We start from the raw sequence: 25,850 nt of genomic DNA, 5'->3' as shown, positions 1-25,850 counted from the left end.
CGCCTCCACGGGCCCGGATGCACGGACGCCCCCCGAGCAGGCTCGAGGGGGGTCCGGGACGCGGGGGTCAGCGGCCGGGCTTGGCCACCCGCGACTCCTGGGTGGTGATGCCGCCCTCGGCCTGGTCCTCCTGGCCGATCAGCACCAGCTTGTTGCTGCCGTCCACGGAGACGGTGCCGTCCTCGCGCACCACGCGCAGACCCTCGGGCTGCTCGTCCGAGCGCTCGCCGCGCTCGTTGTGGGCCAGGCGCACCTCATGGATGGCGTGGGCGTCGGCCAGCAGCTCGCGCAGGCCGCGCTCGTCGTCCACGTGATTCTGGAACGTCGAGGGGAGGTTCTCGATGATCTGCTCGTGCTCGATCATGCGCTGGTAGATGGCGTCGCGCCGGGCCTCGAAGGCCTGGTAGCTCATCTCGATGTAGTGCTCGGCCTCCCAGCGGGCGTCGGAGACGGCCGCCTGCGCCTTGCCGCGCTTGGAGAACAGGGAGGCGATCACGGTGATGGTGAGGACGCCGACGATGACGGCCAGCGACACCGGGGTCGAGACCTCGGGGACCGGCACCGGCTGGCCGCCGTTGATGATGCCCAGCTCGTTCTCGTGCAGGGCGTGCAGCACCAGCTTCACGCCGATGAAGGCCAGGATGATCGACAGGCCCCAGGAGAGGTAGACCAGGCGGTCCAGCAGGCCGTCGATGAGGAAGTAGAGCTGACGCAGACCCAGCAGCGAGAACACGGTGGCCGTGAACACGATGTAGGTCGACTGGGTGAGGCCGAAGATGGCGGGCACCGAGTCGAGCGCGAACAGCACGTCGGTGCCGCCGATCGCGATCATCACCAGCAGCATCGGGGTGAGCATCCGCCGCCCGTCGACGACCGTGAAGAACCTGTCGCCGTCGTACTCGCCGCTGGTCGGGAAGATCCGCTTGACGATGCGGACGACGATGTTGTCCTTCTCCTCCTCCTCCCCGGACTCGTCCTTGAGCTCGCCGCGCAGCATGTTGACCGCGGTGAACAGGAGGATCGCGCCGAAGAAGTAGAAGGCCCAGGCGAAGTGCTCGATCGCGGCGGCACCCACCAGGATCAGGGCGGTGCGGGAGATGATCGCGAAGGTGATACCGAACAGCAGCACCTTCTGCTGGTCCTCGCGCGGCACCTTGAAGGACGCCATGATCACGAGGAACACGAAGAGGTTGTCGACCGAGAGGGCCTTCTCGGTGATCCAGCCGGAGTAGTACTCCACGCCGGCGTGGCCGCCGCCGAGCAGGATGACGACGATGCCGAACAGCAGCGCGATGCCCACGTAGATCGAGGACCAGACGGCGGCCTCGCGCAGGGTGGGGATGTGCGCCTTGCGCACATGGAAGACGTAGTCGAAGACCAGCAGGCCGACGATGGCGATGATCGTGATGATCCAGACCAGGGGGGAGACTGTCACGGGAGCTCTTTCCGGGGTCGAGGAGTGGACCCGGGTCTCTCCACCTCGCCCACCGGTCCCGATGGTGCTGAGGCCTCTGCGCCCGGGGGACCATCGGCGGTCCCCGTGATGACGTGCGCAGAGCGACGGATACTCCCCCGCTGCCGCCGAGCAGTCTAGCGTGCGGCCCCGCGGGCCCGAAGAGTCCGGGAAGGGGGCGCGAGCAGGCTCACGCCGCCGGGGTCGGGATCCCGGCCTCCGCGGCGACCTCCCGCCAATCCTCCGCGAGGGTGGCGACGGTGGCGTGGGCGTTCAGGCCGCTGGGCTGCGGCACCACCCACAGGGCGGTCCCCGTCGGCCACCCCGGCACGGTCTCCGGGTCCTGGCGTCCGAGGCGCGCCGCGGGCAGCGTGAAGGCGCTGCGGAAGGCGGTGATCCCGGCGATCGCGACCACCCGGGGAGCGAGCGCGGGCACCCGCTCGACCAGGCCGCGACCGCCCGCCTGCAGCTCGGCCCGGCTCAGCTCGTCCGCGCGGGCGGTGGCACGGCCCACCAGGTTCGTCACCCCGATGCCGCGCTCGACGAGGTCGCTGGCGTCGGAGTCCTCGAGTCCCCGGGCGGCATCCACGGCCCGCCCGGTGAGCCCGGCACGGTGCAGCGAGGGCCAGAAGCGGTTGCCGGGCCGGGCGAAGGGCGCGTTGACGGCGGCGGTCCACAGCCCCGGGTTGATGCCGACGATGAGCAGGCGCAGCGGCAGGCCCTCGCGGGGGAGGACATCGTCGATGGCGTCGGGATCGTCGCTCGCGAAGCGCGCCAGGTCGTCGCGGCGGGGCTTGGCGCCGGCCAGCGGGGAGGGACGGCGGGGGCGGAAGGCGGCAGAGGACATCGGGGCTCCCGGGGACGGCTCCGGGGCCGCGCCGTCCGAACGGACGTCACGGCCCCGGAGGGATGCGGGCGGATCAGGCGGCGGCCAGGGACCGCCGGTGCTGGGCCTTCAGCAGGGTGACCAGCGTGGCCGAGATCAGCGTGCCGACCACGATCGCGAGGATGAAGCCCCAGACCGGGCTGATCGCGAAGAACACGAAGATACCGCCGTGCGGCGCCTGCGAGCCCACCGAGAAGGCCATCGTCAGCGCGCCGGTGACGGCACCGCCGGCCATCATCGAGGGGATCACGCGCAGCGGGTCGCCGGCGGCGAAGGGGATCGCGCCCTCGGAGATGAAGGCCGCGCCCAGCAGCCAGGCGGTCGCGCCGTTCTCGCGCTCCACCGGGGAGTAGAGCCTGCGGGCCACCGCGGTCGACAGGGCCATCGCCAGCGGCGGCACCATGCCGGCCGCCATCACGGTCGCCATGATCTGGAAGGACGCCTCGGTGCCCTGGGAGAGCCCGGCGGTCGCGAAGAGGTAGGCCGCCTTGTTCACGGGGCCGCCGAGGTCGAAGCACATCATCAGACCCAGGATCACGCCCAGCAGGATCGCGGAGCTGCCGCTCATGCCGGTCAGGCCGTCCTGCAGGGTGGTCATCAGCCAGGCCAGGGGGCGGCCCAGGAACAGCAGCATCGCGCCGCCCACCACGGTGGAGGTGACCAGCGGGATGATCACCACCGGCATCAGGCCGGCCAGCCAGCGCGGCGGGTTGAAGGTGGTCAGCCACAGGGCGATCAGGCCCGCCAGCAGACCGGTGACCAGGCCGCCGAGGAAGCCGGCGCCCACCAGCACGGAGACGGCGCCGCCGATGAAACCGGGGGCGATGCCGGGGCGTCCGGCCAGGCCGTAGGCGATGTAGCCGGACAGGGCGGCCACCAGGAAGCCCATGCCCAGGTTGCCGACGGTGAACATGACCGAGCCGAGGTACAGCAGCAGCCCGGAGCGCTCCGTGAGCATGGTGCCCGCGGCGCCCTCGTACTCGAGCTGGCCGGGCAGGTTGCCCAGCGAGTAGGTGGTGGCGACGTCCTGCGCCACGAAGGCCACGTCGAAGCCCGCCAGCAGGAAGCCGATGGCCAGCATGAGGCCGCCCGCGGCGACGAAGGGGATCATGTAGGAGACGCCGGTCATCACGGCGGCCTGGATCCGCTTGGGCCAGGACTGCTTCGCCTCCGAGGAGGAATCGCCCTCCTGCTTCGCCGCGCCGCCCGAGGGCACGCGCCGCGCCGAGGGATCGGAGGAGGCCGCCACGGCCTCGTCGATCATCTGCGGGCCGTGGGAGATGGCCCGCTTCACCGGGTGCTCCACGATCGGTTTGCCGGCGAAGCGCTCACGGCCGGAGATGTTCACGTCCGCCGCGACGATCAGGGCGGTGGCGCGTGCGATCTGCTCCTCGGTGAAGGGGGTGATGCCGCCGGAGCCCTGGGTCTCCACGTGCAGCTCCACGCCCTTGTCCTTCGCCGCGTTCTCGAGCGACTCGGCGGCCATGTAGGTGTGGGCGATCCCGGTGGGGCAGGAGGTGATGGCCAGCAGCACCGGCTCCCCCTCCTCGGCGGCCACGGGGGCGACGGCCGCGGAATCGACGGTGGAGTCGGCGCCGTCCTCGGAGCCTGCATCCGGGGCGAGCCCGATCTCGACCGGGTCCAGCACCTCCATCACCAGGCGCGCCGCCTCCTCCTGGGTCTCCGCGGCGCGCAGGGCCGCCAGGAACTCGGGGCGGATCAGGGCACGGGAGAGCTGGGCCAGCAGCTTCAGGTGCTGGTCGTCGGTGCCCGCGGGGGCGGAGATCCCGATGACCAGGTCCGCCGGGCCGTCGGCGGAGCCGAAGTCCACCGGCTCGCTGAGGCGCAGCAGACCGAGCCCGGCCTCGTGCACGGCCTCGGTGCGGCAATGGGGGATCGCGAAGCCGCCGGGCATGCCGGTGGCGAAGGACTCCTCGCGGGCCACCAGGCCCGCCTCGAGGCCGTCGCGCTCGGCGCGCCCGGTGGAGGCGATGAGGTCGGCCATCTGGCCGATCACGGCGAACTTGTCGCCGGCCGGCGCGACGTCCAGGCGGACGAGGTCGGCGGTGATGAGTGCGGACATGCCAGCTCCTTCACTGGGGTGCCCGGGGGGACCGGGCGGGGTGGGACGACACCGGGGACGGTGCCGGGGATCGGGGGATTCGGCGTCGGGGGATTCAGAGCGGACGGACGGACTCGGGATGCACCCGGGCCTGCTCGGGTCGGGGGATGGTGGTGCCGGGCAGGCCCACCGCGGCGGTGCCGTAGGCGACGGCGCGGGCGAGCTGCCCGGCCTCGTCCTGGCCGCTCTCGCGGGCGATCAGGAAGCCCGCGGTCGCGGAGTCCCCGGCGCCGACCGTGGAGACCACCGGGCCGCGGACGGTGGGGGAGTACCAGCAGCCGTCGGCGGTGGCGAGCACCGCGCCCGCCCCGCCGAGCGTGACCAGCACGGCGCCGACGCCCTGGGCCTGCAGAGTCAGGGCGGCCTCGCGGACCGGCCCGAGCTCGCCCTGCTCGGCGGACGACTCCAGGGCGAGGCCGTCCTGGCCGGTGAGCTGGCCGAGCTCCTCGGCGTTGGGCTTCAGCAGGTCCGGGGCGCAGGCCGGGTCCTCCGCCCAGGCGGCGGCGAGCGCGGTCAGCGGGGCGTCGGAGGTGTCCACGCCCGCCCAGAGGCCGCGCTCGTGCAGCAGGCGCACCATCCGCGCGTACCAGTCGACGGGGAAGCCCGGCGCCAGCGAGCCGGAGAGCATCACGGCGTCGCCCTCTCCCGCGGCGTCCAGCAGGGCCGCCTCCACGGCGGCGACCTCCTGGGCGGTCACCGGGGAGCCGGGCTCGTTGATCTTGGTGGTGACGTTCGGGGCCGAGAGCACCGTGAGGTTCGTGCGCACGGCCCCGGCGACCTCGCTGGCGCGGTGGGGGAGCCCCGCCTCGTCCAGCAGCTGCAGGTACGGGTCGTGGGCGCCGACCGGGACCAGGGCCAGGGTGTCCACCCCGGCGCGGGCGAGCCCGAGGGCGACATTGACGCCCTTGCCACCCACCTGGGTGCGGTCGGCGCCGATGCGGTGGACCCCGCCCACCTGCAGGGGGGCCTGCAGGTCGATCGTCCGGTCCAGGGAGGGATTGGCGGTGAGGGTGAGGATCATGCGAGCACCACGTCGATTCCCGCGTCCGCGAGGGCGGAACGCATTGAGGGCGGCAGCCCGTCGTCCGTGACGAGCGTGTCGATGTCGGACATCGCCGCGACCGCGACGAGATGAGTGGTCGAGGCCTTCGACGAGTCTGCCACGAGGACCCGACGCGCGGCCCGCTGCACGATGGCGCTCTTGACGGCACCTTCGGAGGGGTCGGGGGTGTACAGCGCCTCGGCGTCGAAGCCGTTGCAGGCCAGCACGGCCAGCTCGGGGCGCAGGCGGTGGATCGCCTCCACGGTCGCCGCGCCCACCGCGGCGCCGGTGCCGGGGCGCAGCCGCCCGGGCAGGAGGTGGACGGCCGGGCCGTCCAGGGCGAGGGCCGCCTGCGCCACGTCGAGGGCGTGGGTGACGACCGATCCCGTGCGTCCCCGCAGATGGGGGACCAGGGCGAGGGTGGTGGTGCCGGCGTCCAGCTGCACGGCGGCGGCCGGATCGGTGGGCAGCAGCTCCGCGGCGGCCGCGGCGATGCGGTCCTTGATCGCGGTGTTGGTGCTGCGGCGGGCGTCGAGGTCCGGCTCCAGCACGGTGGTGCGGCGGGCGACGGCCCCGCCGTGCACGCGCAGCAGCAGACCGCGCCGGTCCAGCTCGTCGAGGTCGCGGCGGATGGTCTCGGTGGCGACGCCGAACTGCTCGGCGAGGTCGGAGACGGCCACGCGGCCGTCGTGCTCGAGGGCATCGAGGATCTGTCGGTGCCGCTGGGGGGCGTACATGTCGTCACCTTCCTCGCCATCGGGGGGCCGGAGGCGGGACGTGCGTCCCCCGTCGCCTCCGATAGCCACACACTACCCCGCGAAGCCACACGAAACAACACCCCGGGATGTGAATGCATGTGGGGAAGGGGCTCAGGGGGGTCACGGATCCTCGGCCAGGTGGTCGAAGCGGCAGGTCCGGGCGCCGGGCTCGCTACGGTGGGCCCACCCCGATCAGTCCCCGACCCGATCCGAGGCCCCGCATGAACTCCTCCTCCGAGCCGCCCCAGCATCCCGAGGGCGAGGAGCGCCGCCGCAGCAGCATCCGCCGCCGGCGCCGCACCGCCCCCGCCACCACCACCGGGACCGACCTCGATCCCGGCGCCGTCGAGCAGCTGCGGGTGATGTCCCAGCGCGGACAGCGCGCCCGTGCCTTCCTGCGGGAGGTGAACTACCCCCACGCGATCCATCCCGCACTGGTGCCCGGCGTCTCCGTCGAGGACCAGAAGATCCGCTACGGCGTGGACAAGGGCATCGTCACCGTCGTCGGCGCCGCGATCATCGCCTTCGTCGCCTGGGGCCTGATCAATCCGGAGTCCGTCTTCGAGGTCTCCGGCGTGGCGCTCGGATGGGTGATGGCGAACCTCGGCTGGGTGTTCAACCTGCTCGCCATCTGCCTGGTGATCCTGCTGGTCATCATCGCCTTCACCCGCTACGGCCGGATCCCGCTGGGCCTGGACGGGGAGAAGCCCGAGTACTCCACCGGCTCCTGGGCCGCGATGCTCTTCGCCGCCGGCATCGGCATCGGCATCATCTTCTTCGGCCCCTACGAGCCGCTGACCTACTACCTCTCCCCGCGGCCCGGCGCCCCCTACGACGCAGGCTCCGTCGCCGCGATCAAGGGTGCGATGGCGCAGTCCGCCCTGCACTGGGGCGTGAACGCCTGGGCGATCTACGCGATCGTCGGCCTCTCCGTCGCCTACATCTCCTACCGCCGCGGCCAGGTGCCGCTGATGAGCGCCGTGGTCGCCTCCCTGTGGAGCGGCCGCACCGACTCGATCGGCGCCCGCATCATCGACGGCCTCGCCATCACCGCCACCCTCTTCGGCACCGCCGCCTCCCTCGGCATCGGCGCCCTGCAGATCGGCAGCGGCGTCGAGATCGTCGCCGGACTCGGCGACACCGGCAACGCGATGGCGCTCGGCATCATCTGCGTGCTGAGCATCGGCACCGTCATCTCTGCCGTGTCCGGCATCGCCCGTGGCATCCGCTGGCTCTCGAACATCAACATGGTGCTCTCGGTGGGACTGGCGCTGTTCTTCTTCGTGGTCGGCCCCACCGTGTTCCTGATGAACATGATCCCCGGCGCCGTGCTCGAGTACTTCGGCACCATGACCGACATGCTCAGCGCCAACATGGCCGAGGGCGCGGACATGCAGGCCTTCCTCTCCAGCTGGACCACCTTCTACTGGGCCTGGTGGGTGAGCTGGGCGCCCTTCGTCGGCGTCTTCGTCGCCAAGATCTCCCGCGGACGCACCATCCGCCAGTTCGTGCTCGGCGTGCTGCTGATCCCCTCCTCGATCATCGTGATGGCCTTCGCCGTGCTCGGCGGCACCAGCATCTGGCTGCAGCGCCGCGCCAGCGAGCTCGACGCCGCCGGGAACACCGTCGGCGTATCCGACCCGGACGCGGCGATCGCCGCCGACGGCACCACGGCCACCCTGCCGCTGCCCGAGCAGATCTTCTTCGCCGCCGTGGACCAGCTGCCCGGCGGCTGGATCGTCGCGGCACTGGTGATCGTGGTGCTGGCGATCTTCTTCATCACCACCGCGGACTCCGCCTCCGTGGTGAACTCGCAGCTCTCCCAGAAGGGCAACCCGGAGCCCCGCCGCGGCGTCACCGTGTTCTGGGCGCTGTGCATGGCCGGCATCGCCGTGGTGATCCTGCTGTTCGGCGGGCAGAACGCCCTGCAGGGCCTGCAGAACCTCATCGTGGTCACCGCCCTGCCCTTCGCGGTGATCCTGGTGCTGATGGCGATCGCCCTGGTCAAGCTGCTGCGCAGCGACCCGTACACGATCCGATCCCGCTACGAGGAGGTGGCCGTCGAGCAGGCGGTGCGCTACGGCGTCAGCGAGTACGGCGACCACTTCGCGCTGTCCGTCGAACCGACCGACACCGACGACGACCGCGCCACCGGCAGCGACTTCGACTCCACCGCCCCCGAGGTCACCGAGTGGTACGCCCGGACCGACGAGGACGGCAACCCCGTGGAGTACGACTACTCGACCGGCACCTACACCGGCGAGATCCAGACCGTCGCCGACTCCGACGCCGATGTCGCCCCCGACGCCGAGCGCGAGACCGGCACGGACGTCCCCGAGGAGCACCGATGAGCCCCGCCTACCACGCCGACTCGGCCGAGCTGGTCACCAAGGAGGTCCTGACCTGGGACCTCTTCGGCACCGCCAGCCGGGAGCTGGCCCAGCAGATCGCCGACTCCGACTTCGAGCCGGAGATCATCATCGCCGTGGCCCGCGGCGGTCTGCTGCCGGCCGGGGCGCTCTCCTACGCCTGCGGGGTGAAGCTCTCCGACGCGATCAACGTCGAGTTCTACACCGACGTGCACGAGACCCTCCCGGACCCGGTGCTGCTGGCCCCGCTGCTGGACACCGAGTCGATCCACGGGCGGCGCCTGCTGGTGGTGGACGACGTGGCCGACTCCGGCCGCACCCTGGCCCTCGTGCTGGACCTGCTGCGGGAGCAGGGCGCGGACGTGCGCAGCGCCGTGGTCTACGCGAAGCCCGTCTCCGTGGTGGACCCGGACTTCGTGTGGAAGCGCACCGATGAGTGGATCGTCTTCCCCTGGTCGGCCGAGCCGCCCGTGGAGCCCTCCGCCTGAGCCTGCCGGCGGATACCGGGGCCGCCGGGCGGGCCGGGCGCATTCCCGGTTCCGCCGGCGGCCGAATCCGGCCCCCGGCCTCGACACCGCGGCGGGGCGGTGACAGGGTGAGGCGCATGAAGATCACACTCATCGGAGGACATGGCAAGGTCGCGCTGCTCGCGGAGCCGCTGCTGGTGCAGGCGGGCCACGAGGTGCGCGCGGTGATCCGCAACCCGGAGCACGTCGCCGAGGTCGAGGCCACCGGCGCGAGCGCCGAGGTCGCCGACATCCAGACCCTGGACCAGGCCGGCTGGGAGGAGCTGCTGCGCGGCTCCGACGCCGTGGTCTGGTCCGCCGGGGCCGGCGGCGGCAGCCCCGAGCGCACCTACGCGGTGGACCGGGACGGCGCGATCGCCTCGATGCGCGCTGCCGAGCAGGTGGGCGCCACCCGCTACGTGATGGTCAGCTACTTCGGTGCGGGCCCGGACCACGGCATCGATCCCAGCGAGGGATTCTTCGCCTACGCCGAGTCCAAGGCGCAGGCCGACGCCTTCCTGCAGGAGTCGGGCCTGGACTGGACCATCCTCGGACCCAGCGGGCTCACCCTGGAGCCCGGCACCGGCACCATCGACGCCGCCGCGAGTGAGGCCGGGCAGGTCTCCCGCGCCGACGTCGCCGCCGTGATCGCCGAGGTGGTGGGCCGCGAGGACACCCGCGGCCGCTTCATCGCCTTCAACGACGGCGACACCCCCATCGCCGAGGCGGTCACCCCCGCCTGATCCGCCGCGGATGCACGACGGCCGCCGCCCCTCGGGGCGGCGGCCGTTCTCGTGTGTCGGACGTCAGGCGTGGGCGCCGGGTGCGGGCTTCGCGTCGCCCGCCTCGGCTGCCTCGTCGGCGTGACCGTCCTCGTCGTGATCGTCCTTGCCGAAGGGCAGCAGGTGCATCACCACCACGATGATCGCGCCCCAGATCAGGCCCAGCAGGAAGCTGAAGAAGGTGTTGACCAGCCAGGCCAGCGCCCCGCCGATGCCGGGCACCACGGCCACGACCTCCTCGAGGTGGTGGATCCAGCCGTAGGGCTGCTCGGCGCCGAACTCGTGGATGCCCACCAGGATGATGTGGCCGCCCACCCAGAGCATCGCCACCATGCCCACGTAGCTGATCACCGTCATCACCACGGGCATCGCCTTGACCAGGCCGGTACCGATGCGGCGGGAGGTCTCCGACTCGCGCTGGGCCATCTGCAGGCCGATGTCGTCCATCTTCACCAGCAGCGCCACCGCGCCGTAGACCACCACGGTCATCGCGATGCCGACCACCACGAGGATCGCGGCCTGCATCCAGATCGACTGGTCCGTGACGGTGTTCAGGGAGATCACCATGATCTCCGCGGAGAGGATGAGGTCGGTGCGCACGGCGCCGCCCACGATCGACTTCTCGGCGTCGGTGCCCTTGGCGGCGGCCGGCTTCTTCTCGTGCTTCTGCCCGGAGACCAGCTCCCAGACCTTCTCCGCCCCCTCGTAGCAGAGGTAGGTGCCGCCCAGCATGAGGATCGGTGTCAGCAGCCACGGGGCGAAGTAGGACAGCAGCAGCGCCACCGGCAGGATGAAGACCAGCTTGTTGATGATGGAGCCGCGCGCGATGCGCCACACGATGGGCAGCTCGCGCTTCGGCTCGATGCCCCGCACGTACTGCGGGGTGACGGCGGCGTCGTCGATGACCACGCCCGTGGCCTTCGCGCCCGCCTTCGCACTGGCGGCGGCCACGTCATCGGCACTCGCAGCGGCCAGGCGAGCGATCGCGGCGACATCGTCGAGCAGGGCGGCAAGGCCTCCGGCCATGAGGGTCTCCTGGGGTGAGGGCGGTGCGGGCGGGACGGGACGACGGGGACACAGTAGCGGGAAGCGGACGCCCGGCACCCCTCCGCGCCGCCCGGAACGCGTAGGGTCACCCGGGGCGCCCGCCATCCCGGCGGGCCGCGACGGACCACCGGGAGGCGCTGTGCAGACGGGCGGTATCCGGGGCTGGGCGGCCGTGACCGCGCTCGCCGTGGGCATCTTCGTGCTGATCACCATCGAGGAGCTGCCCATCGGGGTGCTCAGCGTGATGGCGCCGGACCTCGGGGTCAGCGAGGGTGTGGGAGGCCTCGCCGTGACCGTGCCCGGCGTGCTTGCGGCGCTGGTGGCGATGGCGACCCCCGTGATCGTGCGCGGCCTGGACCGGCGCCTGGTGCTCGTCATCGCCCTGGTCTGTGTGGCCCTGTCCTGCCTGCTCAGCGTGCTCGCCCCGAGCTTCGCGGTGCTGCTGCTGGCGCGGCTGTTCGCGGGCGTCGCGATCGGTCTGTACTGGGCGGTGCTGCCGCTGGTGGCGCTCGGCCAGGTCGACGCCCGGCACAGCGCCCGGGCCCTGACCCTCGCCTTCTCCGGCACCGGCGGCGCGCTCGTGCTCGGGGTGCCGCTGGCGACCTGGATCGGCACCCACCTGGGCTGGCGAGAGGCCTTCGCCGTCGTCGGCGGCGCCGCCCTGCTGCTCGCCGTGGTGATCGCCGTGCTGGTGCGGCCCGTGCGCACCGAGGTGCCCGTGACGGCGTCGATGATGCTCGGCGCCGCCCGCTCCCGCGGCGTCCGCTTCGCCATCGGGCTGACGGCGCTGCTGGTCACCGCGCAGTTCATCACCTACAGCTTTGTCAGCCCGATCCTGCAGCAGCGGGCCGGGGTGCCGCTGGAGCGGATCAGCATGATGCTGCTCGTGTTCGGCATCGCCGGCCTGGCCGGGAACTTCGCCATCGCCGCCGTGATCCGCCACTCCGCCCCCGCCGCCGTCACCCTGATCGCGGCCGGTCTGCTGCTGTCCCTGCTGGCCGTGCTGCTGGTGGTGCAGGGCCCCGTCAGCGCGCTGGCCGTGATGCCCGTCTGGGGCGCCTTCGCCGGGGCCGCCTCGGTCTCCATCCAGTCCTTCGTGAACTCCGAGGCACACGGCGCGGTGCAGGAGGGCACGGCCCTGAACAGTGCCGCCTTCAACGTCTCCATCGCCCTCGGCGCGGCCCTCGGCGGGCTGCTGCTGGACGGGGTCGGGATGACCGCGATGATGCTCGTCTCGGTGCTGCTCGCCGCGAGCGGCCTCGCCCTGGTGCTGCGATACCGGGCCACGGTGCCCGAGCCGGAGCCGGCCCCCGCCCTCTGAGGCCTCCGCAGAGGCGGGGTCGACCCACCGGCCGTGGGGTCAGTCGGCGATGCGGAAGGTCTTCTCGCCCCGGGGGGTCTCCTCGCGCTCGGTGATGCCGTCCACCCGGGCGGTGCGCGGACCCTCGCGCAGCCAGTCGAGCATCGCCTCCACGGCCTCGGGGCTGCCCTCGATCACGGCCTCCACGCTGCCGTCCAGCAGATTCCGCACCGTGCCCCGCACACCGAGGCGCTCGGCCTGGCCGGCGGTGGCCCAGCGGAAGCCCACGCCCTGCACGCGACCGCGCACCCGCACCAGGCGGCGGACCGGATCGGGGGAGGGGCTCGGGGTCATCGATGGTCTCCTTCGCAGGCGGTGCCGGGGGTGGCGCCCCCATGACGGGGCGGGCGGGGCCAGTATGCCCCGCCCGCCCTCGCCGGTCACGCGCTCAGCGGCGCATCCGGATCACTCGTTGTCGCCGCCCGTGTCGGCGAGCGCCCCGGCGCCCTCGGCCGAGTCGTCCCAGGCCCAGTCCACGATCTCGGGCAGGTCTTCGCCGTGCTGGTAGGCGAAGGCGCGGGCACGGATGCGGGTGTCCTCCATCCGCTGGCGCAGCCCCGCGTAGCGGCTGCCCAGGCCCTCGACCCGGTCGATCACGTCCATCACCAGGTGGAAGCGGTCGGTGTCGTTGCGCATCAGCATGTCGAAGGGCGTGGTGGTGGTGCCCTCCTCCTTGTAGCCGCGCACGTGGATGCGGCCGCTGCGGTCGTGGCGGTAGGCGATGCGATGGATCAGCCACGGGTAGCCGTGGTAGGCGAACACCACGGGCGTCTCGGCGCCGAAGATGCCGTCGAAGTCCTTGCGGGACAGACCGTGCGGGTGCTCGGTGTCGTCCTGCAGGCGCATCAGGTCCACCACGTTGACCACCCGGACCTTCAGCCCGGGCACCTCCTCGCGCAGGATCTTCGCGGCGGCCAGGGTCTCGACGGTGGGGATGTCCCCGGCGCAGGCGAGCACCACGTCGGGGTCCTCGCCGTCGACCTCGGTGCCGGCCCACTCCCAGATGCCCAGGCCCCGGGTGCAGTGCACGATCGCCTCGTCCATCGTCAGCCAGGAGGGCCCGGGCTGCTTCCCGGCCACGACCACGTTCACGTACTGACGAGAGCGCAGGCAGTGGTCGTAGGTCGACAGCAGGGTGTTCGCGTCCGGCGGCAGGTACACCCGCACGATCTCGGCCTTCTTGTTGACCATGTGGTCGATGAAGCCGGGGTCCTGGTGGGAGAAGCCGTTGTGGTCCTGCCGCCACACGTGGGAGCTCAGCAGGTAGTTCAGGGAGGCCAGCGGCCGCCGCCACTCGATCTCATTGGTGACCTTCAGCCACTTGGCGTGCTGGTTCACCATCGAGTCGACGATGTGGATGAACGCCTCGTAGGAGGAAAACATGCCGTGGCGCCCGGTGAGCAGGTAGCCCTCCAGCCAGCCCTGGCACTGGTGCTCGCTGAGCATCTCCATCACCTGGCCGCTGCGGGCCAGGTGCTCATCGAGGTCCGAGGGCACGTAGTCCGCGTTCCACTGCTTGTCGGTGACCTCGTAGACGGCCTGCAGCCGGTTCGAGGCGGTCTCGTCGGGGCCGAAGATGCGGAAGGAGCCGGGGTTGTTCGCCGCGACGTCCCGCAGCCAGGTGCCCAGCACCTTCGTGGCCTCCGCGGTGGAGCCGCCGGGCCGGGGCACGGGCACCGCGTACTCGCGGAAGTCGGGCAGGCGCAGCGCCTGCAGCACCGCGCCACCGTTGGTGATGGGGTTGGCGGACATGCGCTTCGCGCCCGTCGGGGCCGCGGCGGCGATGTCCTCGCGCAGGTGGCCGTCCTCGTCGAACAGCTCGCCCGGGCGGTAGGAGCGCAGCCAGGAGTCGAGGTCCCCGAGGTGCTCATCGGTGTCGCGGGCGTTGGCCAGCGGCACCTGGTGGGAGCGCCACGAGCCCTCGGTCTGCTTGCCGTCGATCTCCTTCGGGCCGGTCCAGCCCTTGGGGGTGCGCAGCACGATCATCGGCCAGGTCGGGCGCTCGACCTCCTCGCCGCGGGCGGCGGCGGAGCGGGCGGCGTCCTTGATCTCGGCGATGCGGTCCAGCACCTCGTCCAGCAGGGCGGCGAAGCGGCGGTGGATCTCGATCGGGTCCTCGTCGTCGCCCCCGCCCTCGAAGACGAAGGGCTCGTGGCCGTAGCCGCGCATCAGGGAGGCCAGCTCCTCGTCGCCGATGCGGGCCAGCACGGTGGGGTTGGCGATCTTGTAGCCGTTCAGGTGGAGGATCGGCAGCACCACCCCGTCGGTGGCGGGGTTGACGAACTTGTTGGAGTGCCAGGAGGTCGCCAGGGGGCCGGTCTCGGCCTCGCCGTCGCCGACCACCGTGAAGGCGATCTGGTCGGGGTTGTCGAACATGGCGCCGTAGGCGTGGGAGAGGGCGTAGCCCAGCTCGCCGCCCTCGTGGATCGAGCCGGGGGTCTCCGGGGCCACGTGCGAGGGGATCCCGCCGGGGAAGGAGAACTGGGTGAACAGGCGCTTGAGCCCGGCGTCGTCCCCGGTCACCTCCGGGTAGGTCTCGGTGTAGGTGCCCTCCAGGTAGGAGGCGGCCACCAGGCCGGGGCCGCCGTGCCCGGGGCCGGTCACGAAGATGGCGTTGAGGTCGCGCTGGGCGATGGCCCGGTTGGCGTGGGCGTACAGGAAGGTCAGACCCGGGGTGGTGCCCCAGTGGCCGAGCAGGCGGGGTTTGACGTGCTCCCGCGCCAGCGGCGTGCGCAGCAGCGGGTTGTCCATCAGGTAGATCTGCCCGACGGAAAGGTAGTTCGCGGCGCGCCACCAGGCGTGCAGGAGATCGAGCTCCTCGTCGGTGGGCTCGTGGGCGGGGCTGTTCGGCCAGGCGGGGACGGTGGTCATGGTGCCTTCCTGAAGCGGGGAGAGACGTGCTGTCCGCCGGGACCGGATGCCCGCGGAGGACACCTCCACCGTAGGGCGGGGGCCGCGGTACGGGAAGGGACCTCCGGCGGGCGGTGAGACGCCGGTGAGACCCCGATGAGAGGGTTCTCAGGAATGTCCGCCTCCCGCGGTGTCCTGCTCAGGCTGAGGGCGGCGAGACCGCCCCCGTCCGAGAAGGACCCCATGACCCGCACCGCCCGGCCCCGTCCCGCCCGGCTGCGCGCCGCCGCCCGCTCCGCCGTCCTCGGCGGCGCCGTGCTCGCGCTCGCCGTGGGCTGCGGCGGCGGCTCCGGCGACGACGCCGCGACCGCCGAGGAGTCCACCGCCGCGAGCGCCGAGGCGAGCGGGGAGGACACCTCCGGCGCCGACGACGCCCAGGCGCCCGCCGCCGACGCCGACCTCGCCGGCACCGCCCTGCCGGTGCCCGCCGAGGCGGCCCTGGCCGAGCGGAACGGCCGGGTCAGCGGCTGGGAGCTGGACTCCGAGGACGGCACCGTGCGCTACACCGTCGAGATCGAGACCGGGGATGACGACGTCGAGGTCGCCGTGGACGTCGAGACCGGCGCCGCCACCGTCGGGGACTGATCGGCCCGCGGGCGGGCGCCGCCGCGTCTAGGGTGGCGCCATGAGCGACGACGCCCGCCCCGAGACCCCCGCCGTGCCCTCCGCGGACGCGCCCCGCGGCTACCTGATCCCGCCGGGATGGACCGGCTCGGTGGCGACGATCGACCCCCGCGCCACCCCCGGCTTCGAGGGCGGCAAGAAAGAGGGCAAGAAGCGCCTCGCGACGACGGACGAGCCGCTGGACGAGCTGCAGGAGCGCCTGTTCGCCGCCAGCCGCCCCACCGGCGAGGGCGCGAGCGTGCTGCTGGTCGTGCAGGGCATGGACACCTCCGGCAAGGGCGGGATCATGCGCCACGTGGTCGGGGCCGTGGATCCGCAGGGCGTGGAGATCACCGCCTTCAAGGCCCCCACCGAGGAGGAGAGGGCCCACGACTTCCTCTGGCGCATCCGCCCCCACGCCCCCGCCCCCGGCATGATCGGCGTCTTCGATCGCTCGCACTACGAGGACGTGCTGATCCACCGGGTGCACGGCTGGGCCGACGCCGCCGAGATCGAGCGCCGCTACGCCGCCATCCGGGACTTCGAGGCGGAGCTGACCGCGGCCGGCACCACGGTGATCAAGGTGATGCTGCACATCTCCCGCGCCGAGCAGGGGGAGCGGCTGTTGGAGCGCCTGGAGCGGCCCGACAAGCACTGGAAGTTCGACCCCGGTGACGTCGACGAGCGCCAGCACTGGGACGCCTACCGCGAGGCCTACGACGCCGCGCTCGCCGCCACCTCCACCGAGCAGGCGCCCTGGCACGTGGTCCCCGCGGACCGCAAGTGGTACTCCCGCATCGCCGTGCAGCAGCTGCTCACCGACGCCCTGCACGGCATCGACCCGCAGTGGCCCCGCGCCGACTTCGACGTGGCTGAGCAGACCGCGCGGCTGCTCGCCACCATGGACTGACCCGCGCCCGCGCGCCCGGGCGAACGCGGTGCCGGGGCATCGGAGGGGAGTCCGCTTGTCCTGCGCCCGGTGCCGCGCGAGGATGGGGCCATGGCTTCCATCACCTTCAAGAACGCGCCCGTCACCACCGTCGGCGAGCTGCCCGCGGTCGGCTCCACCCTCCCGGCCTTCGACCTGGTCGGGCAGGACCTCGGCCCCGTCTCCTCCGCCGACCTGGCCGGCAAGCGCATCGTGCTGAACATCTTCCCCTCGCTGGACACCGACACCTGTGCCCTCTCCGTGCGCCAGTTCAACCAGATCGCCGCCGGCCTCGAGGACACCGTCGTGGTCTGCGCCTCCCAGGACCTCCCCTTCGCGCAGGCCCGATTCTGCGGCGCCGAGGGCATCGAGAATGTCGTCACCGGCTCCGCCTTCCGCTCCACCTTCGGCGAGGACCTCGGCGTGACCATGCAGGACGGCCCGCTGGCCGGGCTGCTCTCCCGCGCCGTGGTGATCGCCGACGCCGACGGCACCGTCACCTACACCGAGCAGGTCCCCGAGGTCTCCGAGGAACCCGACTACGAGGCCGCCCGCGCCGCCCTGGCCTGACCGCCCCCGTGAACGAGCACCGGCCGGTCCTCGCGGTGGCTAGGGTTCGGGAGCTGCTGGACGACGGCGGCCCCGCCCCCGGCACCCTCCGGGTGCTCGTGGACCGGCTCTGGCCCCGCGGCATCGCCAGGACCCGCCTGGTCCTGGACGAGTGGGCGAAGGACCTCGCCCCGAGCACCGAGCTGCGCCGCGACTTCCACCACGGCGAGCTCGGCTTCGAGGCCTTCGCCGAGCGCTACCGGGCGGAGCTGGCCGCCTCCCCGGCGCCCGCGGCCTTCCTGGAGCGAGCTGCCGAGGCGGGAGCCGACCGGATCGAGCTGGTCTACGCCGCCCGTGACGCCGAGCACAACCACGCCCTCGTGCTCCGTGATCACCTGCTCACGCTGACGAGCTGAGCTCCCGCGGGGACATGCGCCCTTCCCGGCCCCCGAGGACGATCGTCCCCGGGGGCCGGTCCGCGCCTGCGTAGCGTGCCGGGCGTACCCGGCGAACCACCCGCCGGGCCCCGTCGATGAAGGAGCACGCCGCCGTGACCAGCGACCCCACCGCCACCCTCGAGATCCACGAGCGCCTGGACCCGGCGCACGAGGAGACCGTCCGCGCCACCCTGCCGCTGGTCGGTGCGCACATCGAGCAGATCGCCCCCACCTTCTACGACCGCATGTTCGCCGCCCACCCGGAGCTGCTCCGCGACACCTTCAACCGCGGCAACCAGGCCCAGGGCGCCCAGCAGAAGGCCCTCGCCGCGAGCGTCGCCACCTACGCCACCCTGCTGGTGGACCCGGACGGGCCGAGCCCGCGGGAGATGCTGGGCCGCATCGGCCACAAGCACGCCTCCCTCGGCATCACCGAGGACCAGTACGGCATCGTCCACGAGCACCTGATGGCCGCGATCGTGGAGGTGCTCGGCGCGGACGTCGTCACCACGGACGTCGCCGCCGCCTGGGACGCCGTCTACTGGCACATGGCCCGCACTCTCATCGAGTTCGAGCACGAGCTGTACCGCGGCGCCGAGGTGGCCCCCGGGGACGTGTTCCGCACCGTCCGCGTCGCCGAGCGCGTCGACGAGTCCCGCACCGTCGCCAGCTTCGTGCTGGAGGCCCGGGAGGGCGATCCCGAGCTGGGCGGCTTCGTGCCCGGCCAGTACGTCTCCGTCGGCGTGCACCTGCCCGACGGGGCCCGCCAGCTGCGCCAGTACTCCCTCTCCGACGCGCCCGGCGACGGCCGCTGGCGGATCTCCGTCAAGCGCATCGACGGGGTGGACGGCACCCCCGACGGGGAGGTCAGCTCCTTCCTCCACGAGACCCTGGAGGCCGGGGACGAGCTGCAGGTGACCCTGCCCTTCGGCGACCTCACCCTGGACACCGCCTCGAAGGCCCCCGTGGTGCTGGTCTCCGCCGGCATCGGTGCCACCCCGATCCTCGGCATGGCGAGGCACCTCGCCGCCCACCAGCCCGGCCGCACCGCCGTGGTGGCTCACGCCGACGTCTCCGCCGAGCAGGCCGCCCTGGTCGAGGAGCTCGCGGGCGCCGTGGAGGTGCTGGCCCGCGAGACCCCCTCCGCCCTGCACCTGTGGTTCGAGCGCGGCACCGAGCACACCGAGGCCGTGCCCGGGAGCCCGCAGGTGCGGGCCGGCCGGATGGACCTGACCGGCCTGGAGCTGCCCGCGGACGCCGAGATCTACCTCTGCGGCGGCAGCGGGTTCCTGCAGGCGGTGCGCGGGCAGCTCCGCGAGGCCGGCGCCGACGAGGCCCGCGTGCACTACGAGCTGTTCTCCCCGAACGACTGGCTGCTGCCCGGCGCCTGATCCGACGGGCGCCCTCCCGGGCCGCCGGGGACCTCCGCGTCCCCGCGGCCGGGCCCGGGAGGGCTAGGGTCGATCCCCGTGGATCCCCTCTCCCTGTTCCTGCTCCTGGTCATGGGCACCCTGGCCGGGGCGATCAACGCCGCCGTCGGCTCCGGCTCCCTGCTGACCCTGCCGGTGCTGCTCGCCCTCGGCATCCCGCCGGGGACCGCCGTGCGCACCAACACCCTCGGCATCCTGTTCTCCACCATCGGCTCCGTCGCCGGGTACCGGCGGGAGATCGCCGCCGAGGCTCGCGCCCTGCGGCCCCTGGTGATCACGACCGCGGTGATGGCCTCGGCCGGTTCGATCCTGCTGCTGCTGTCCCCGCCCTCGGCGCTGTCGGTCCTGGTGCCGGTGCTGATCGTGGTGGCACTGGCGATGGTGGTGTTCCAGAAGCCGCTGACCGCGGCCGTGCAGCGCGGCGCGGTCCGACGCCGCGAGCGTCGCGGCGGGACGGACGGCGCCGCGGCTTCCGACCCCACCTCGTACCCCGCCTCTTTGCCTGCCGCTGGGCGCAGCCCCTACCGCTCCCCGGCGCTGATCGGGGCGATGGGTGCCGCCAGCGTCTACGGCGGCTACTTCACCGCGGCCCAGGGCATCCTCTACCTGGGCGTGCTGGGCTCCCTCACCGGCAAGCCGATGGGGCAGGTGAACCACGTGAAGAACCTGGCCAGCCTGGTGGTGAACCTCGCCGCCGCGATCGTGTACCTCCTCGCCCACGTGATCCGGGGGGTCGAGATCGTGTGGATCGCGGCCGCCGCCATCGCCGCCGGCGCGCTGCTGGGCGGCTACTTCGGCGCGCACCTGGCCAAGCGCCTGCCCGAGAACGCGCTGCGCGGCGTCATCGTGGTGGTCGCGCTGGTGGCGCTGGTGCGTCAGCTGACCTGAGGCTCCGGTCGACGGGCCGCATCCGAGGGGCAGGCCTCAGATGCGGCGCAGGGTGAAGGTCCCGCCGTCCGTTCAAGCGATGTCGAGCGTCTGCTCCATGCCGAGGGATCCCTCGTCGGTGACGGCGAGCAGGTTCTCGTGGACGGGGTCCGTGCCCTGCATCGTCTGCGCGGCCTCCTCCCGTGAGGCCTCGTCGAGGCCCGCCGGGACCAGGTGGGCCTCGGCCCCGGCATCCCCCGCCGAGACCCGCAGCCCGAGCCCGTGGGCGTCGATCTCCGCGGGGGATCCGCAGGTCGAGCCGAAGCCGCCGTCGGCCGCTCGCTATGAGAGGGCGCCACGGTGTGACGCATTCGGGCGCACCGCTGAGAACAGGACTCACGGCCTTGCCAGCGGGAATATCGATCGTCAACTATTGCATCACACTGAGGGTTGACGACGTGATCCACATCATGTTTCGGGTGGATTGCCCGACGCGGTCAGTATGTGTCGGGGAGGGTTTCAACGGAGGTCAATCATGACGGCAACTCGACGAGATCTTCTGCTGCGCATTGCACCGGCCGTCGCGATCGGAGGAGTCGTGGCCGCGGGCACCGGCGTCGCCGCGGCGGCACCGCCGGCGGGGGCTGGCGATGAGGATTGTGTGACGTGCGAGGGCGGAGGTGAAGAGATCCAGAGCGTCGAAGACCTCGAGGCGGCCTTCGCCGAACTCGGCGCCCTGTCGGACGACGAGGTTGTCGCCGCGACGATACAGGTTCAGGAATCCCGTGGTGAATCCGTCCCCGAGGGGTGGTCGGCGAAACCTGCCGTCATTCCAATTGCCGCGATCGGGGTGAAGACGCTCATCTCCTGTGCACTTTCCGCGGCCTGGGTTTTTCGGGACGGAGATCTGAATTCGGGGAATGCCGCGATGCGCGTCGCGGAAGTCATCGTCGGTTGCGTCGGTATTCCCGGTGCCACCTGGGCCGTCACAAAGCTGGCTGTGCTCGTGTGGAAGTACCGCAAGAAGATCGCCGCTGCCCTGTCGGCCGCGGGGCTGACCGCGGCTCAGCTCGCGCCCCTTCGGAACGCGCGGCATCCGTGAGCTGAGCGCTATCTGACGTCGCACCTACCCCAGGAGACACCATGTAGGACCGGCTGAAGTACCTCGCTCTGGTGCTGTCCCTGTATGCCCTGGCGATCGTGCTGCTGCTCGCCGCGATCGCGTGGGTCTTCGATCGACAGTTCATGGCCGTGGCCTACGACCTCTGGCCTGCAGTGGTCGTGTGTCTCGTGGCCACGATCGCGCATGGATGTCGTCACGACCTCAGCTCCTCTGACGATTAGGCGCGAGTCCAACGGTGGCCGAAGGGGCCGCGCCGTGGCGGCAGCCGCCGGAGTCCTTCGTCACGGACTCCGGCGGCCGTCCCGTGTGAGGGGCCCTCGGGTCGTCCATACGGGCGGTACCGCTCACGCGCCGGCCGAGCGTCCCTCCACCTCCCGCAGGAAGCCCGTCACCTGCTCCAGCACCGGCTCGGCAGGCCAGAGGGTGCCGCCGTGGTCGCGGCCGGGCAGCTCCGCGAAGCGGGCCCGCGGCATGGTCGCGGCGGCGGCGCGGGAGTCCTCGAGACGGGGACGGTCCTCGCTGCCGGCCATCCACAGCGCCGGCACCGCACAGGCCGCCAGCTCCGCCTCCGGCACGGCGGGGGTGGCGTCGGTGGCGGTGAACAGGGCGGCCATCGCGGCGGCATCGGCGGCGAGGAACGCCTCCCGGGTGGAGCGGCCGCGCCGGTCGCTGCGGTCCGCGGTGAGGCCCTGCCCGTCGGCGAAGGCGGCCATGCCCTCCTCCCGCACGGTGTCGATCACGCCGGGGAAGAACACCGAGTCCAGGGCGCCGTGCTGCGCGGCCGCGGAGCCGCCGAGGCTGATCAGCGCCGTGACCCCTTCCGGGTGGGCGAGGGCGGTGGACAGCGCCACCCGCGCCCCCAGCGAGTAGCCCATCAACGCGGCCCGCTCGATGCCCTCGGCGTCCAGCACCCCCAGCAGGTCGGCGACGAAGCGGTCCTGGGTGTAGGCGGAGGGCTCGTGCGGGGTGCCGGAGCGGCCGTGGCCGCGCAGGTCCAGGCGGATCACCCGGTGCTCGGCGGACAGCGGACCGAGGTAGCCCAGGCCCCGCCAGATCGCGCGGGAGAGCACGGAGCCGTGCAGCAGCACCAGCGCGGGCGCCGCGGGGTCGCCGTCGGCGGTTCCGGTCAGGTCGTAGCGCAGCGGCACCCCGTCGGCGGGGGAGGCGATCACGGGCACGGGCGGCTCCGGGGGAATGAGACAGACGAGGCGGGCGGGTCTGCTGGGAACGGGTCGGGCCGGAAAGAGAGCGCCGGCCCCTCCACGGGGGGAGGGGCCGGCGCCGCAGGGGATCAGGCGGTCACAGGGCCGCGGAGATCTCCTCCAGGATGCGGTTGAAGGTGGCCGAGGGGCGCATCACGGCGGCGACCTTGGCCGGATCGGGACGGTAGTAGCCGCCGATGTCGGCCGGGGAGCCCTGCACGCCGATCAGCTCGGTGGCGATGGTCTCCTCGCCCTCGGTCAGCTCCCGCGCGATCGGCCCGAAGGCCTCCGCCAGCTCGGCGTCCTCGGTCTGCGCGGCCAGCTCCTGCGCCCAGTACATCGCGAGGTAGAAGTGGCTGCCGCGGTTGTCGATGGTGCCGAGCTTGCGCTGCGGGGACTTGCCGTTCTCCAGCAGGGTGGCGGTGGCGCGGTCCAGGGCGTCCGCCAGCACGGCGGCGCGCGGGTTGTCGGCGCTGCGGGAGAGGTGACGCAGCGACTCCGCGAGGGCCAGGAACTCGCCCAGGGAGTCCCAGCGCAGGTAGTTCTCCTCGATGAGCTGCTGGACGTGCTTGGGGGCGGAGCCGCCCGCACCGGTCTCGAACAGGCCGCCGCCGGCCATCAGCGGCACCACCGACAGCATCTTGGCGCTGGTGCCCAGCTCCATGATGGGGAACAGGTCGGTGAGGTAGTCGCGCAGCACGTTGCCGGTCACCGAGATGGTGTCCTCGCCGCGGCGCACCCGCTCCAGGGTGTGGGTGGTGGCCTCGGCGGGGGCAAGGATCCGCAGGTCCAGGCCCTCGGTGCTCTCCCCGTCGACGCCCTCGGCGAGGTACTGCTCCACCTTGGCGATGAGGTTGCGGTCGTGCGCGCGGGTCTCGTCCAGCCAGAACACGGCGGGCATGCCGGACAGGCGGGAGCGGCGCACCGCGAGCTGCACCCAGTCGCGGATCGGGGCGTCCTTGGCCTGGCAGGCGCGGACGATGTCGCCGGGGGCGACCTCGTGGCTCATCAGCACGGCGCCGTCGGCGTCGCGGACCTCCACGCGACCGGCGGCCTCGACCTCGAAGGTCTTGTCGTGGGAGCCGTACTCCTCGGCCTTCTGCGCCATCAGGCCGACGTTGGGGACGGTGCCCATCGTGGTCGGGTCGAAGGCGCCGTGCTCCTGGCAGTCCTCGATCGTGGCCTGGTAGACCCCGGCGTAGGAGGAGTCGGGGATGACGGCGAGGGTGTCCTGCTCGGCGTCGTCGGCGTTCCACATGTGCCCGGAGGTGCGGATCATCGCGGGCATGGAGGCGTCGATGATGACGTCAGAGGGCACGTGCAGGTTGGTGATGCCCTTGTGGGAGTTCACCATCGCCAGCGCAGGGCCGTCCTCGAGGTCCTGCGCGATGGCCGTCTCGATGCCCTCGCGCACGGAGTCCTCGAGCTCGGCGACGCCGGCGAGGATGCCGCCCAGGCCGTTGTTGGGGGACAGGCCCGCGGCGGCGAGCACATCCCCGTACTGCCCGAAGACGGTGGGGAAGAAGGCGCGCACGGCGTGGCCGAAGAGGATCGGGTCGGAGACCTTCATCATCGTGGCCTTGAGGTGCACGGAGAACAGCACGCCCTCGGCCTTGGCGGCGGCGACCTGCTCGCGCAGGAAGGCGTCCAGCGCGGCGGCGCGCATCACGGTGGAGTCGACGACCTCACCGTCCAGCACCGGGATCGAGGCCTTCAGCACGGTCTCGGTGCCGTCCTCGGCCACGTGCACCATCGACAGGGTGTTCTCGCCGTCGATGATCACCGACTGCTCGTTGGAGCGGAAGTCGTCCTGGCCCATGGTGGCCACGCGGGTGCGGGAGTCCGCGGACCACTCGCCCATGCGGTGCGGGTGCGAGCGGGCGAAGCTCTTCACGGACTCGGGGGCGCGGCGGTCGGAGTTGCCCTCGCGGAGCACCGGGTTCACGGCAGAGCCCTTGACCGCGTCGTAGCGGGCGCGGATGTCCTTCTCCTCGGCGGTCTCGGGGGCCTCCGGGTAGTCGGGCAGCTCGACGCCCTGCGCCTGCAGCTCGGTGATGGCGGCCTTGAGCTGCGGCACCGAGGCGGAGATGTTGGGCAGCTTGATGATGTTGGCCTCGGGCGTGGTGGCCAGGGCCCCCAGCTCGGCGAGGGCGTCGTCCACCTGCTGCTCGGCGGGCAGGCGGTCCGCGAAGGCGGCGATGATGCGTCCGGCCAGCGAGATGTCCCGCGTGGTCACGTCGATCCCGGCGGTGTCGGAGAAGGCGTCGAGGATCGGCAGGAACGAGGCGGTGGCCAGCGCCGGTGCCTCGTCGGTGTGGGTGTAGATGATGCGCGCCATGTTTCGCGGGACTCCCTGGGGTCGGTGCGGCAGATGTCTTGAGGTCAAGATTATCCGAGGTGGTGCGTCACCCGCGACGGGGGCACCACCGCTCCCGGACGCCCCCACGGTACGGGACGGCCCTGACAGGGGTGTCGAGGATGATGTGGATCAGGGAGTTCCGGTGCATCGGGCGAGTGCCCGGAGTTCAGAGCACCAGCAGGGTCGCGGCCATCAGCGCCATGCCGCCGATCAGGGAGTAGATCACCGTGTGGTGCTCTCCGGTCTCCTCGGCGGCGGGCAGCAGCTCGTCCAGGCTCACGAAGACCATCACCCCGGCCACGCCCGCCAGCACCGCGCCCATGCCGGGGCCGTCCAGCAGGGGGCCCAGCAGCAGGAAGCCGATCACGGCCCCGACCGGCTCGGCGAGGCCCGAGAGGGTGGCCCACCAGAAGGCCTGCCGCCGCGAGCCGGTGGCGCGGCGCACCGGGATCGCCACGGCCAGGCCCTCGGGGATGTTGTGCAGGGTGATCGCGGCGACCACGGGGATCGCGATGGCGGGGTCCTGCAGGGCGACCACGAAGGTCGCGAAGCCCTCGGGCACGTTGTGCAGGGCCAGGGCCGCGGCGGTGACGGCACCGGTGCGCAGCAGGCGTGCCCGCAGCGCGGCGTCGGCGGCGTCCTGGGCGCTCTGCTCGATCCCGGCGGCCAGCGCCCCGCCGTGACGGTGCACGCCGCGGCCGGGCCGGGAGCCCATGCGGCCGGAGAACTCGTGGGGGTTCACCGGCTGCGGCACCAGGCGGTCCAGGATCGCGATCAGGGCGATGCCGCCGAAGAACGCCCCGACCGCGGCGGCGGTGCCCGCGGCGGTGGCCTCCTCGCCCCCGGAGAGGATGCGGATGCCCTCGGGCAGCAGCTCCACGAAGGAGACGTAGAGCATCACCCCGGCCGAGAGGCCCAGCCCGCCCGCGAGGAAGCGGCCGCCGGTGCCGCGGCCGAGCAGGCCGAGGGCCGCCCCCACGGAGGTGGCGGCGCCGGCGATCAGGGTGAGGCAGAAGGCGAGGAGCACCCCGACACCCTAGGGGCGCCGAGGCCCCGCAGCAGGGACCCCCGGCGACCGCCCAGCGGGCCCGGCGCGTCGCGTCGCGCGCGCCCTCCT

The 25,850-nt window shown here is 72.5% G+C and carries 23 protein-coding genes; 12 read left to right on the top strand and 11 right to left on the bottom strand.

The window, feature by feature from the left end; all coding sequences use genetic code 11:
- Nucleotides 1–67: 67 nt before the first annotated feature.
- The 5 genes from OM98_RS13865 to OM98_RS13845 all read right to left on the bottom strand — a co-directional run bounded on the left by OM98_RS13865 (nucleotide 68) and on the right by OM98_RS13845 (nucleotide 6,240).
- Nucleotides 68–1,435, bottom strand: a complete 1,368-nt coding sequence (locus tag OM98_RS13865; protein WP_010535236.1) for a TerC family protein — start codon at nucleotides 1,433–1,435, stop codon at nucleotides 68–70.
- A 208-nt stretch (nucleotides 1,436–1,643) separates the two neighbouring features.
- Nucleotides 1,644–2,300 (bottom strand): mismatch-specific DNA-glycosylase, encoded by a 657-nt coding sequence (locus tag OM98_RS13860; RefSeq protein ID WP_010535235.1) that lies wholly within the window; start codon nucleotides 2,298–2,300, stop codon nucleotides 1,644–1,646.
- A gap of 73 nt (nucleotides 2,301–2,373) precedes the next feature.
- Nucleotides 2,374–4,422 carry a PTS fructose transporter subunit IIABC gene (locus OM98_RS13855; protein WP_010535234.1) on the bottom strand — a complete coding sequence of 683 codons (2,049 nt, stop codon included), beginning with the start codon at nucleotides 4,420–4,422 and terminating at the stop codon, nucleotides 2,374–2,376.
- Between the two features lie 94 nt (nucleotides 4,423–4,516).
- Nucleotides 4,517–5,482: a 1-phosphofructokinase family hexose kinase gene (locus tag OM98_RS13850; RefSeq protein WP_010535233.1), complete on the bottom strand. Its 966-nt coding sequence runs from the start codon at nucleotides 5,480–5,482 to the stop codon at nucleotides 4,517–4,519.
- Nucleotides 5,479–6,240, bottom strand: a complete 762-nt coding sequence (locus tag OM98_RS13845) for a DeoR/GlpR family DNA-binding transcription regulator (RefSeq protein WP_010535232.1) — start codon at nucleotides 6,238–6,240, stop codon at nucleotides 5,479–5,481. The genes OM98_RS13850 and OM98_RS13845 overlap by 4 nt, the downstream gene beginning before the upstream one ends.
- A gap of 242 nt (nucleotides 6,241–6,482) precedes the next feature.
- Here OM98_RS13845 and OM98_RS13840 point away from each other — a divergent pair, with 242 nt between their 5' ends.
- From OM98_RS13840 to OM98_RS13830, 3 genes are all read left to right on the top strand, one after another.
- Nucleotides 6,483–8,612, top strand: a complete 2,130-nt coding sequence (locus OM98_RS13840; protein ID WP_010535231.1) for a BCCT family transporter — start codon at nucleotides 6,483–6,485, stop codon at nucleotides 8,610–8,612.
- Entirely contained in the window at nucleotides 8,609–9,118 is a 510-nt protein-coding gene (locus tag OM98_RS13835) for a phosphoribosyltransferase (RefSeq protein WP_010535230.1), read from the top strand. Before OM98_RS13840 ends, OM98_RS13835 begins: the two co-directional genes overlap by 4 nt.
- Nucleotides 9,119–9,234: 116 nt before the next feature.
- Nucleotides 9,235–9,879, top strand: coding sequence for an SDR family oxidoreductase (locus OM98_RS13830; RefSeq protein ID WP_010535229.1), 645 nt, complete (start codon nucleotides 9,235–9,237; stop codon nucleotides 9,877–9,879).
- Nucleotides 9,880–9,942: 63 nt separating this feature from the next.
- Here the strand turns inward: OM98_RS13830 and OM98_RS13825 are convergent, their stop codons facing one another.
- Nucleotides 9,943–10,944 carry a DUF808 domain-containing protein gene (locus OM98_RS13825; RefSeq protein WP_010535228.1) on the bottom strand — a complete coding sequence of 334 codons (1,002 nt, stop codon included), beginning with the start codon at nucleotides 10,942–10,944 and terminating at the stop codon, nucleotides 9,943–9,945.
- Nucleotides 10,945–11,137: 193 nt separating this feature from the next.
- On the opposite strand from OM98_RS13825, the gene OM98_RS13820 reads away from it, so the two are divergent.
- On the top strand, nucleotides 11,138–12,286 hold the full coding sequence (locus tag OM98_RS13820; protein ID WP_245528793.1) for an MFS transporter: 1,149 nt from the start codon (nucleotides 11,138–11,140) through the stop codon (nucleotides 12,284–12,286).
- 39 nt (nucleotides 12,287–12,325) lie between these two features.
- Here the strand turns inward: OM98_RS13820 and OM98_RS13815 are convergent, their stop codons facing one another.
- The gene (locus tag OM98_RS13815; RefSeq protein WP_010535226.1) at nucleotides 12,326–12,619 is read right to left on the bottom strand and encodes an acylphosphatase; all 294 of its coding nucleotides are present in this window, start codon (nucleotides 12,617–12,619) and stop codon (nucleotides 12,326–12,328) included.
- 111 nt (nucleotides 12,620–12,730) lie between these two features.
- Nucleotides 12,731–15,196 (bottom strand): phosphoketolase family protein, encoded by a 2,466-nt coding sequence (locus OM98_RS13810; protein WP_010535225.1) that lies wholly within the window; start codon nucleotides 15,194–15,196, stop codon nucleotides 12,731–12,733.
- Between the two features lie 222 nt (nucleotides 15,197–15,418).
- Between OM98_RS13810 and OM98_RS13805 the strand changes: the two genes are divergently transcribed.
- The 8 genes from OM98_RS13805 to OM98_RS15695 all read left to right on the top strand — a co-directional run bounded on the left by OM98_RS13805 (nucleotide 15,419) and on the right by OM98_RS15695 (nucleotide 21,393).
- Nucleotides 15,419–15,820, top strand: a complete 402-nt coding sequence (locus OM98_RS13805; protein ID WP_010535224.1) for a PepSY domain-containing protein — start codon at nucleotides 15,419–15,421, stop codon at nucleotides 15,818–15,820.
- 40 nt (nucleotides 15,821–15,860) lie between these two features.
- Nucleotides 15,861–16,748 (top strand): polyphosphate kinase 2 family protein, encoded by an 888-nt coding sequence (locus OM98_RS13800; protein WP_010535223.1) that lies wholly within the window; start codon nucleotides 15,861–15,863, stop codon nucleotides 16,746–16,748.
- Nucleotides 16,749–16,838: 90 nt separating this feature from the next.
- Nucleotides 16,839–17,336 carry a thiol peroxidase gene (gene tpx, locus OM98_RS13795; protein ID WP_010535222.1) on the top strand — a complete coding sequence of 166 codons (498 nt, stop codon included), beginning with the start codon at nucleotides 16,839–16,841 and terminating at the stop codon, nucleotides 17,334–17,336.
- A gap of 8 nt (nucleotides 17,337–17,344) precedes the next feature.
- Nucleotides 17,345–17,731: a DUF488 domain-containing protein gene (locus OM98_RS13790; RefSeq protein ID WP_010535221.1), complete on the top strand. Its 387-nt coding sequence runs from the start codon at nucleotides 17,345–17,347 to the stop codon at nucleotides 17,729–17,731.
- A 134-nt stretch (nucleotides 17,732–17,865) separates the two neighbouring features.
- Nucleotides 17,866–19,143, top strand: a complete 1,278-nt coding sequence (locus OM98_RS13785; protein ID WP_010535220.1) for a globin domain-containing protein — start codon at nucleotides 17,866–17,868, stop codon at nucleotides 19,141–19,143.
- 78 nt (nucleotides 19,144–19,221) lie between these two features.
- Nucleotides 19,222–20,070: a sulfite exporter TauE/SafE family protein gene (locus OM98_RS13780; RefSeq protein WP_010535219.1), complete on the top strand. Its 849-nt coding sequence runs from the start codon at nucleotides 19,222–19,224 to the stop codon at nucleotides 20,068–20,070.
- Nucleotides 20,071–20,584: 514 nt separating this feature from the next.
- Entirely contained in the window at nucleotides 20,585–21,151 is a 567-nt protein-coding gene (locus OM98_RS13775; RefSeq protein ID WP_139017755.1) for a hypothetical protein, read from the top strand.
- A gap of 98 nt (nucleotides 21,152–21,249) precedes the next feature.
- Nucleotides 21,250–21,393 carry a hypothetical protein gene (locus OM98_RS15695; protein ID WP_175286000.1) on the top strand — a complete coding sequence of 48 codons (144 nt, stop codon included), beginning with the start codon at nucleotides 21,250–21,252 and terminating at the stop codon, nucleotides 21,391–21,393.
- 123 nt (nucleotides 21,394–21,516) lie between these two features.
- Here the strand turns inward: OM98_RS15695 and OM98_RS13770 are convergent, their stop codons facing one another.
- The 3 genes from OM98_RS13770 to zupT form a co-directional block, all read right to left on the bottom strand.
- Complete coding sequence (locus OM98_RS13770; protein WP_010535216.1) at nucleotides 21,517–22,350, bottom strand: alpha/beta fold hydrolase; 834 nt, start codon at nucleotides 22,348–22,350, stop codon at nucleotides 21,517–21,519.
- 121 nt (nucleotides 22,351–22,471) lie between these two features.
- Nucleotides 22,472–24,712 carry an NADP-dependent isocitrate dehydrogenase gene (locus OM98_RS13765; protein WP_010535215.1) on the bottom strand — a complete coding sequence of 747 codons (2,241 nt, stop codon included), beginning with the start codon at nucleotides 24,710–24,712 and terminating at the stop codon, nucleotides 22,472–22,474.
- A gap of 187 nt (nucleotides 24,713–24,899) precedes the next feature.
- Nucleotides 24,900–25,760: a zinc transporter ZupT gene (gene zupT / locus OM98_RS13760; RefSeq protein WP_010535214.1), complete on the bottom strand. Its 861-nt coding sequence runs from the start codon at nucleotides 25,758–25,760 to the stop codon at nucleotides 24,900–24,902.
- Nucleotides 25,761–25,850: the final 90 nt, after the last annotated feature.

The organism is Brachybacterium squillarum M-6-3 (assembly GCF_000225825.1).
In the GTDB taxonomy this organism is placed as follows: domain Bacteria; phylum Actinomycetota; class Actinomycetes; order Actinomycetales; family Dermabacteraceae; genus Brachybacterium; species Brachybacterium squillarum.
This window is presented reverse-complemented; position numbering and strand designations above follow the sequence as displayed.